Annotated in this window: 3 protein-coding genes; 1 reads left to right on the forward strand and 2 read right to left on the reverse strand. The window is 47.7% G+C overall.

The genetic code is table 11. The annotated features are described in order from the left end of the window. Positions 1–2: 2 nt before the first annotated feature. Both guaA and guaB read right to left on the reverse strand, forming a co-directional pair. A complete protein-coding gene (guaA, locus tag B3182_RS08755; protein ID WP_292356454.1) occupies positions 3–1,580 on the reverse strand; it encodes a glutamine-hydrolyzing GMP synthase in 1,578 nt (525 codons plus the stop codon). A 64-nt stretch (positions 1,581–1,644) separates the two neighbouring features. Further along, positions 1,645–3,108 (reverse strand): IMP dehydrogenase, encoded by a 1,464-nt coding sequence (guaB, locus tag B3182_RS08760; protein ID WP_292356453.1) that lies wholly within the window; start codon positions 3,106–3,108, stop codon positions 1,645–1,647. A gap of 62 nt (positions 3,109–3,170) precedes the next feature. Between guaB and xseA the strand changes: the two genes are divergently transcribed. Continuing rightward, positions 3,171–3,921, forward strand: a 751-nt coding sequence (gene xseA / locus B3182_RS08765; RefSeq protein WP_292752392.1) for an exodeoxyribonuclease VII large subunit, incomplete at its 3' end; no start/stop codon positions are given.

Genomic DNA, 3,921 nt, shown 5'->3' on the forward strand with positions numbered 1-3,921 from the left:
CATTATTCCCATTCGATCGTAGCAGGTGGTTTGCCGGAGATATCGTAGACTACTCGTGAGATACCATTGATTTCATTAATAATCCGACGTGACACCAGATCCAGAAACTCATAAGGCAGGTGTGCCCAGCGAGCGGTCATAAAATCAATGGTTTCGACTGCACGCAATGCAACTACATAGTCATAGCGACGACCATCACCCATTACACCAACTGATTTAACGGGTAAAAATACTGCAAACGCCTGGCTGGTTTTATCATACAAATCATGCGCGCGCAGTTCTTCGATAAAGATGTTATCGGCTTTACGCAATAAGTCGGCATATTCTTTTCTGACTTCGCCCAGAATACGTACGCCAAGGCCTGGGCCAGGGAATGGGTGGCGATAGACCATATCGCTTGGCAAGCCTAATTCAACGCCCAGTTTACGCACTTCATCTTTAAACAATTCGCGTAAAGGCTCAATTAATTTGAGTTTCATGTGCTCCGGTAAGCCGCCGACATTGTGATGCGTTTTAATCACATGGGCTTTACCGGTTTTAGAAGCAGCAGATTCGATTACATCAGGATATATAGTGCCTTGAGCCAGCCATTGCACATTTGTCAGTTTGGAAGCTTCTTCATCAAATACTTCAACAAACTCACGGCCAATGATTTTACGTTTGGCTTCCGGATCATTTTCACCGGCCAATGCAGAGAGAAAACGATCTTCAGCATCGACGCGAATCACTCTGATGCCCATATGTTTGGCAAACATCGCCATCACCTGGTCGCCTTCGTTTTCACGCAACAGGCCATTATTTACAAACACACAAATCAGCTGATCGCCAATTGCACGGTGCAGTAAAGCTGCCACTACCGAGGAATCAACACCACCTGATAAACCCAGCAATACTTCATCTTTGCCAACTTGCTGGCGGATGGTTTCAATGCTGTCTTCAATAATATTGGCGGAGGTCCATAAGGTTTCACAACCACAGATTTCGCTGATAAAACGTGAAATCATCCGTTGTCCCTGAGTGGTGTGGGTGACTTCAGGATGGAACTGGACGCCGTAGAACTGTCGTTCTTCATCTGCCATACCAGCAATGGGCGCACTGTCAGTGCTGGCAATGACTTTAAATCCCTCTGGCAACTGGCTGACCCGATCACCATGACTCATCCATACATCCAGCATGCCAAAGCCTTCTGGGGTTGTATGGTCTTCAATATCTTTCAAAAACGCAGAATGACCATGAGCACGAATTTTAGCGTAGCCAAATTCCCGGTGAGATGACGATTCGACCTTGCCCCCAAGTTGTGTGGCCATGGTTTGCATGCCGTAGCAGATACCCAGCACGGGCACATTCATTTCAAATACGCAGTGTGGTGCAGCTGGTGCAGACTCACCAATCGTTGAATCAGGGCCGCCGGAAAGAATGATACCTTTTGGAGCAAATTCACGAATTTCTGCTTCGCTGATATCCGGGTTGCGTAACTCACAATACACACCGGCTTCGCGCACTCGGCGGGCAATAAGTTGGGTATATTGTGACCCGAAATCAAGGATTAGAATGCGGTGGTCGTGAATATGGCTGCTCATGAATCTCTCTTACAGTCAGATAAAAAATACCGGCTTCCGGGGAGAAGCCGGCATTATTCAAAAATTAATTAACCCGGTAATTCGGTGCTTCTTTGGTAATAGTCACGTCATGGACATGGCTTTCATTCATACCAGCAGAAGTCACACGAACAAACTCAGGTTTGGTCCGCATTTCTTCAATAGTACGGCTACCGGTATAGCCCATGGAAGCCCGAACACCGCCCATCAACTGATGGATAACCGGACTCAGATTCCCTTTGAAGGGCACTCGACCTTCAATGCCTTCCGGAACAAGTTTGTCAGGTTCACTAGACTCTTGGAAGTAACGATCACTGGATCCTTGCTTCTGTTGCATGGCACCCATGGATCCCATACCACGATACGATTTATAAGCACGACCTTGGAATAATTCCACTTCGCCAGGAGCTTCTTCTGTACCGGCAAACATTCCACCAATCATAATGGCATGTGCGCCGGCTACAATGGCTTTGGCAATATCACCCGAATAGCGTACGCCACCATCAGCAATTAAGGGTATACCGGTTCCAGCCAGTGCTGCCGCGACATTACTGATAGCGCTGATTTGTGGTACACCTACACCGGCGACGATACGTGTGGTACAGATAGAGCCGGGACCGATACCGACTTTTACCGCATCTGCACCGGCTTCAACTAAAGCTTTGGCTGCAGCAGCAGTCGCGATATTACCGCCGATGACTTGAACTTGAGGATAGTGTTTTTTGACCCAACGCACCTGATCCAAAACGCCTTGAGAGTGGCCGTGTGCCGTATCAACAACAATCACATCCACTCCAGCAGCTACCAGAGCATCCACGCGCGCTTCACTCTCGGAACCAATTCCTACCGCAGCACCAACCCGTAAACGCTCCTGTGCATCTTTTGATGCCAGTGGGTTATCCGTTTGTTTTTGAATATCTTTTACTGTGATCATGCCCTGCAAGTGGAAGTTATCATCGACAACCAGGACTTTTTCAATGCGGTTGGTATGCAATAAATGCAGCACCTCTTCACGGGTGGCATTTTCGCCTACAGTGACCAATTTATCTTTGCCGGTCATGATCGATGAGACTGGACTATCAAAATGTTTTTCAAAACGTAAATCACGGCTGGTCACGATGCCCACCAAATCATCGCCATCGACAACCGGGACGCCGGAGATATTATGAGCACGAGTAAGTTCAACGACAGCGCCAATAGAGGTATTAGGACTAACGGTAATGGGATCCCGTACCACACCGCTTTCAAATTTTTTCACTTTGCGAACTTCATCTGCCTGTTGTTCGATGGTCATATTTTTATGCAAAATACCCAGACCACCTTCCTGTGCCATAGTGATCGCCAACCGGCTTTCAGTGACGGTGTCCATGGCAGAAGAAAGCAGTGGAATATTAATGGTGATATCACGTGTCAATTGAGTTGACAAACTGACATCACGCGGCAGAACATTTGAATAGGCGGGGAGTAATAAAACGTCATCAAATGTCAGGGCTTCTTGCGCAATTCTCATGAGGCGGGTTCCCGAATTTACTGTAATATGATCGATAAATTATATCAGGAACTTAGTGGTTTATGGCATCACTTATGACATCGGATTCGCAAGTAAAACTCGCTGCCCGTGCTGTCAAGGATGTATATCCGGTTTCGCGATTGGTCAGAGAAGTCCGGCTGATGCTGGATGGTTCGTTTCCGCTTTTGTGGGTGGAAGGGGAAATCTCCAATTTGGCAATGCCGGCGTCAGGGCACATTTATTTCACGTTAAAAGACTCAGCTGCGCAAGTACGCTGTGCAATGTTTCGTGGACGCAATCAACAATTACGCTTTACACCGGAAAATGGCATGCAGGTATTACTGCGCGTCAAAGTCACCCTTTATGAAGGTCGTGGCGAATTTCAGCTGGTTGTTGAGCATATGGAAGAAGCGGGTAGCGGCGCATTGCAACGCGCTTATGAAGCATTAAAAGCCCGACTGGGTCAGGAAGGTTTATTCGATACCGCTCATAAAAAACCGTTACCGTCGTTGCCGCAAACCATCGGTATTGTGTCTTCACCGGATGGAGCAGCGGTTCACGATATTTTGCATGTTTTGAAACGGCGTTTTCCGGCAATCAAAGTGATTCTGTATCCCGTTGCCGTACAAGGTGAAACAGCGCCACGGCAGATTGCTAATGCTATTCAAACTGCTGATCAGCGACAGGAATGTGATTTGCTGATAGTAGGGCGGGGTGGTGGCTCACTGGAAGATCTGTGGAGCTTCAATGATGAGTTGGTTGCCAGAGCTTTGTTTGCCTGTCAGATACCGACCATCAGCGCGGTAGGCCATG

Origin of the sequence: Methylophaga sp. UBA4204 (genome assembly GCF_002379485.1) — a bacterium.
Taxonomy (GTDB): domain Bacteria; phylum Pseudomonadota; class Gammaproteobacteria; order Nitrosococcales; family Methylophagaceae; genus Methylophaga.

What these genes read in the sequence shown, in the direction of transcription:
- guaA (WP_292356454.1), bottom strand. Translation starts at nt 1,580, where the DNA reads ATGAGCAGCCATATTCACGACCACCGCATTCTAATCCTTGATTTCGGG.
- guaB (WP_292356453.1), bottom strand. Translation starts at nt 3,108, where the DNA reads ATGAGAATTGCGCAAGAAGCCCTGACATTTGATGACGTTTTATTACTC.